This window comes from Brevirhabdus sp., from assembly GCF_052826345.1.
This window is the reverse complement of record NZ_JBRBUA010000034.1, coordinates 1-4,569: the sequence shown is the minus strand read 5'-3', so window position 1 is coordinate 4,569 and position 4,569 is coordinate 1. Positions and strand designations below refer to the sequence as shown.

Sequence of the window (4,569 nt, the reverse complement as noted above, 5' to 3'; positions counted from 1 at the left end):
TGTTCGGTGCCGACGATCAGGCCCATCCGGCGGTGAACTATCTGCATAACAAGGCAGGTGCCGTGTATCTGGGTGGGCCTGTGACAGGCATCCAGCAGCCGGTGCATTATGATTTCAAGGCGCGCCGCGATACACCCAATGAATTGCGCGCCCTGTTCCGCAAACTGGGCTGGCGCAAGGTCGTGGCCTTTCAGACGCGCAACCCGCTGCACCGGGCGCATCAGGAGCTGACCTTCCGTGCTGCGCGCGAGGCGCAGGCGAACCTGTTGATCCATCCGGTCGTGGGCATGACCAAACCGGGCGATGTGGACCATTTCACCCGTGTGCGCTGCTATGAGGCGGTGCTGGATCAATACCCTTCGGCCACCACGACGATGAGCCTGCTGAACCTGGCGATGCGCATGGCCGGCCCGCGCGAAGCCGTCTGGCACGGGCTGATCCGCAAGAACCACGGCTGCACCCATTTCATCGTCGGCCGCGATCACGCGGGCCCCGGCAAGAATTCCGCCGGAGAAGATTTCTACGGCCCCTACGACGCGCAGGAGCTGTTCAAGAAGCACCAGGACGAGATCGGCATCGAGATGGTCGATTTCAAACATATGGTCTATGTGCAGGAACGCGCCCAATACGAGCCCGCCGACGAGATCGAGGAAGGTCTGACCGTGCTCAACATCTCGGGCACCGAGCTGCGCCGCCGCCTGTCCGAGGGGCTGGAGATCCCGGAATGGTTCTCCTTTCCGGCCGTGGTGAACGAGTTGCGCAAGACCCGCCCGCCGCTCTCCAAGCAGGGCTTCACCGTCTTCATGACCGGCCTGTCGGGATCGGGCAAATCGACGGTGGCCAACGCGCTGATGGTCAAGCTGATGGAACTGGGCGGCCGCCCCGTGACGCTGCTGGACGGCGATATCGTGCGCAAGAACCTCTCCTCCGAGCTGGGCTTTTCCAAGGAGCACCGGGATCTCAACATCCGCCGCATCGGCTATGTGGCAAGTGAGATCACCAAGAACGGCGGCATCGCCATCTGCGCCCCCATCGCCCCCTATGCCGCCACCCGCCGCGCGGTGCGCGAGGACGTCGAGGCGTTCGGCGCCTTCGTCGAGGTGCATGTCGCCACCTCTCTCGAGGAATGCGAACGCCGCGACCGCAAGGGGCTCTACAAGCTGGCACGCGAAGGCAAGATCAAGGAATTCACCGGCATCTCGGATCCCTACGATGAACCGAAGGACCCAGAGCTGCGGCTGGAAACCGAAGGCACCGACGTCGATTTCTGCGCCCAGCAGGTGCTGCTCAAGCTCGAATCGATGGGCCTGATCGCCGCCTGACCGGCTGCCCGACCGCTTACCGAAAAAAAGGGGCGCCCGCATGACACGCGGGCGCCCCTTCTTTCATTGTCGCGAAAATATCCTCGCCGAAGGCCTGCTCATCCCCCGGCGCCGGGCCGCGGCGTCACTGTGCAGCGTCAGTGCACGGCATCACTGCACAACTTCAGTGTACGGCGACCGGCGAGAAATCGTTCTGCCGCGCCAGCACGAAGGCCAGCTTGCGGTCGCGCACCAGCGCCAGCCGCGCCCCGTCCGAGGTATGCACCGCATAGAGATGATCCAGACCCTTGGCCTCTGCCTGCACCTCCTCGGGGAGCTCGTGCACATCGACGGAGCGAACATAGACCAGCGGCTTGTCCGCCGGTTCGGCAAATTCATATGGCTCGTTCATCATGCGTCTCCTTTCCGGGAGGAATTGATGGCTATCGTCTGCACAACGCTTTCGGGCGCGGATCGGTTCAGATCAATGTGCAGCAACCCGTTTTCCATCATCGCGCCCGACACCTCCACGCCCTCGGCCAGCACGAAGGACCGCTGGAACTGGCGCGCCGCGATACCGCGGTGCAAGAAGATGCGGCTGTCGTCCTCATCGCCCTGTCGGCCGCGGATCATCAACTGGCGGTCTTCCACCGTGATGGTCAGATCGGCCTCCGCGAACCCGGCCACGGCCAGCGTGATGCGATAGGCGTTTTCGGAGGATTGTTCGATGTTATAGGGCGGATACCCTTCATTGCCGGATTTGGCGGTGCGCTCCACCATCCGCTCCAACTGCTCGAACCCCAGCAGATAGGGGTGTGCCCCCAGCGATAGTTTGGTCATGTGGCAGTTCCTTGATTAAGCGATTCTGCGAATTCGGTCCCTCAGCGGCAACCTTTGACGAAAATATGGGGCGGCGGCGGCATGACTGCAAGTACGACGAGACGCCTTCACCCTATGCGCAAGCGCGTTTTCACAGTATGAATCATCAATCGTCGCGAAAGGTCAGGCCCACCAGATGAACGCTCCGTCCGAGTTGCAGCACGAAGATGTCCTGCGCATCAAGCTGGAGGTGCTGCGCCGCAGGCATCGCGACCTCGATCAGGCGATCCACGAATTGCAGGACAGCCGCCGCGCCGACACGCTGACCCTGCGGCGGCTGAAAAAGCAGAAACTCGATCTGCGCGACCGCATCGCCGCGATCGAGGACGAGCTGACCCCGGACATCATCGCCTGATCGCGCCCGCGCGACGCATTGCCTCCCGGCGCCAGCCGACTATAGTGCCCGCGCTGAACGAAGGGGGCCCCATGCGCAACGTGGAAATCGGGATCATCATGGGCAGCCAGTCCGACTGGCCCACCATGAAACTGGCCGCCGAGGTGCTGGATGCGCTCGCGGTCCCTCATGAAACCCGGATCGTGTCGGCCCACCGCACGCCCGACCGGCTGTGGGACTATGGCCGCAGCGCCGTGGACCGCGGGCTGAAGGCCATCATCGCGGGCGCGGGCGGCGCCGCCCACCTGCCCGGCATGATGGCGTCCAAGACCCGCGTGCCGGTGATCGGCGTGCCGATCCAGACCCGCGCGCTGTCGGGCGTCGACAGCCTCTATTCGATCGTCCAGATGCCCAAGGGCTTCCCCGTCGCCACGATGGCCATCGGCGCCGCGGGTGCGGCGAACGCGGGGCTGATGGCGGCGGCGATCCTGGCCAATGGCGACAGCGCGCTGGCCACCCGGCTGGACGCCTGGCGCCAGGCCCTGTCCGATTCCATCCCCGAGGAACCCCGCGATGACTGACCAGACCCGCGAAACCACCCCCCCCCTGCCCGCCGGCGCCACAATCGGCATCCTCGGCGGTGGCCAGCTGGGGCGGATGCTCAGCGTCGCGGCGGCTCGGCTGGGCTATCGCTGCCATGTCTATGAACCGGGCGCCCGGCCGCCCGCGGGCGACGTCAGCGCCGCGCTGACCACCGCATCCTACGACGACACCGCGGCGCTTCGGGCCTTTGCGCAGGCCGTCGACGTCATCACCTATGAGTTCGAGAACATCCCCACCGCCGCGCTCGACCTGCTGGAGGCGGAGCGCCCGATCCGACCCGGCCGCAAGGCATTGGCCACCAGCCAGGACCGCCTGACCGAAAAGCGCTTCCTCCGGGAACTCGGCCTTTCCACCGCACCCTTCGCAGCCGTCGATGACGCGGGCGATCTCGACCGCGCACTGGATGAGATCGGCGCGCCCGCGATCCTCAAGACCCGGCGTTTCGGCTATGACGGCAAGGGTCAGGCGCGCATAACCCGGCCCGAAGACGCCGCGCAGGCGCTGGCCGCGCTGAACGGGGCGCCCGCGGTTCTGGAAGGCTTCGTCGATTTCACGCATGAGATCTCGGTCATCGGCGCGCGCGGCGCCGACGGGCAAATCTCCTGCTACGATCCCGGCGAAAACCTGCACCGCGACGGCATCCTGCACACCACCACCGTGCCCGCGCGGCTGTCGGCCGCGCAGCGCACCGACGCGGTGCTGATCGCGGCGCGCATCCTCAACGCGCTCGATTACACAGGGGTCATGGGGGTGGAACTTTTCGTGACGCCGCAGGGGCTGATCGTGAACGAGATCGCCCCGCGGGTGCATAATTCGGGCCACTGGACCCAGCAGGGCTGCGCTGTCGATCAGTTCGAACAGCACATCCGCGCGATCGCGGGCCTGCCGCTGGGCGACGGTCAGCGCTATGCCGACGTGACGATGGAAAACCTGATCGGCGACGATGTCGCCCGCCTGCCCGCCCTCTGCGGCGAACCCGCGACCGCGGTGCATCTTTACGGCAAGGCGGACCCCCGGCCGGGGCGCAAGATGGGGCACGTCAACCGTATTCAGCCCGCGCGCCGCTGACCACCCGCCGGGCGGCACCGTTCATTGTTTCATTGTCGCGAAAATATCCCCGCCGGAGGCCCGTTCCACACGGGTCCCCGGCGTGACGCTCAAAGCTGCGAAAGCACCTCGTCGGAGGCCTCGAAGTTCGAGGTCACCTTCTGGATGTCGTCGTCGTCTTCCAGTGCGTCGAGCAGCTTCATCAGCTTTTGCATCGCCTCCAGATCCATTTCGGTCGTGGTCTGCGGCACCCAGACCAGCCGGGTCGATTCGCTTTCGCCCAGGCTCTCTTCGAGCGCGGTGGCGACCTCGTTCAGATCGGTGTCGGCGCAGGTCACGACATGACCGTCCTCGCCGCTTTCGACATTCTCGGCGCCGGCCTCGATCGCGGCCATCATCACCGTG

7 protein-coding genes are annotated in these 4,569 nt (G+C 65.5%); 4 read left to right on the top strand and 3 right to left on the bottom strand.

The genetic code is table 11. From position 1 onward, the window contains the following. Positions 1-1,322, top strand: a 1,322-nt coding sequence (locus tag ACU0BR_RS04930) for a bifunctional sulfate adenylyltransferase/adenylylsulfate kinase (protein WP_446155738.1), incomplete at its 5' end; no start/stop codon positions are given. Positions 1,323-1,485: 163 nt separating this feature from the next. On the opposite strand, the gene ACU0BR_RS04925 is transcribed toward ACU0BR_RS04930, so the two are convergent. Next, positions 1,486-1,713 (bottom strand): DUF1150 family protein, encoded by a 228-nt coding sequence (locus tag ACU0BR_RS04925; protein ID WP_446155737.1) that lies wholly within the window; start codon positions 1,711-1,713, stop codon positions 1,486-1,488. Further along, a complete protein-coding gene (locus tag ACU0BR_RS04920) occupies positions 1,713-2,141 on the bottom strand; it encodes an Hsp20 family protein (protein WP_446155736.1) in 429 nt (142 codons plus the stop codon). The genes ACU0BR_RS04925 and ACU0BR_RS04920 overlap by 1 nt, the downstream gene beginning before the upstream one ends. 175 nt (positions 2,142-2,316) lie before the next feature. Here ACU0BR_RS04920 and ACU0BR_RS04915 point away from each other — a divergent pair, with 175 nt between their 5' ends. From ACU0BR_RS04915 to ACU0BR_RS04905, 3 genes are all read left to right on the top strand, one after another. Continuing rightward, on the top strand, positions 2,317-2,535 hold the full coding sequence (locus ACU0BR_RS04915; protein WP_446155735.1) for a YdcH family protein: 219 nt from the start codon (positions 2,317-2,319) through the stop codon (positions 2,533-2,535). A gap of 71 nt (positions 2,536-2,606) precedes the next feature. Beyond that, on the top strand, positions 2,607-3,095 hold the full coding sequence (gene purE, locus ACU0BR_RS04910) for a 5-(carboxyamino)imidazole ribonucleotide mutase (protein ID WP_446155734.1): 489 nt from the start codon (positions 2,607-2,609) through the stop codon (positions 3,093-3,095). Next, positions 3,088-4,185: a 5-(carboxyamino)imidazole ribonucleotide synthase gene (locus tag ACU0BR_RS04905; RefSeq protein WP_446155733.1), complete on the top strand. Its 1,098-nt coding sequence runs from the start codon at positions 3,088-3,090 to the stop codon at positions 4,183-4,185. The genes purE and ACU0BR_RS04905 overlap by 8 nt, the downstream gene beginning before the upstream one ends. An 89-nt stretch (positions 4,186-4,274) precedes the next feature. Here the strand turns inward: ACU0BR_RS04905 and ACU0BR_RS04900 are convergent. After that, a partial coding sequence (locus tag ACU0BR_RS04900; RefSeq protein WP_446155732.1) for a YebC/PmpR family DNA-binding transcriptional regulator occupies positions 4,275-4,569 on the bottom strand: 295 nt, incomplete at its 5' end.

Excerpts from the sequence above, each read along its gene's own strand:
- ACU0BR_RS04925 (WP_446155737.1), bottom strand. The coding sequence starts at position 1,713 with ATGAACGAGCCATATGAATTTGCCGAACCGGCGGACAAGCCGCTGGTC.
- ACU0BR_RS04920 (WP_446155736.1), bottom strand. The coding sequence starts at position 2,141 with ATGACCAAACTATCGCTGGGGGCACACCCCTATCTGCTGGGGTTCGAG.
- ACU0BR_RS04915 (WP_446155735.1), top strand. The coding sequence starts at position 2,317 with ATGAACGCTCCGTCCGAGTTGCAGCACGAAGATGTCCTGCGCATCAAG.
- purE (WP_446155734.1), top strand. The coding sequence starts at position 2,607 with ATGCGCAACGTGGAAATCGGGATCATCATGGGCAGCCAGTCCGACTGG.
- ACU0BR_RS04905 (WP_446155733.1), top strand. The coding sequence starts at position 3,088 with ATGACTGACCAGACCCGCGAAACCACCCCCCCCCTGCCCGCCGGCGCC.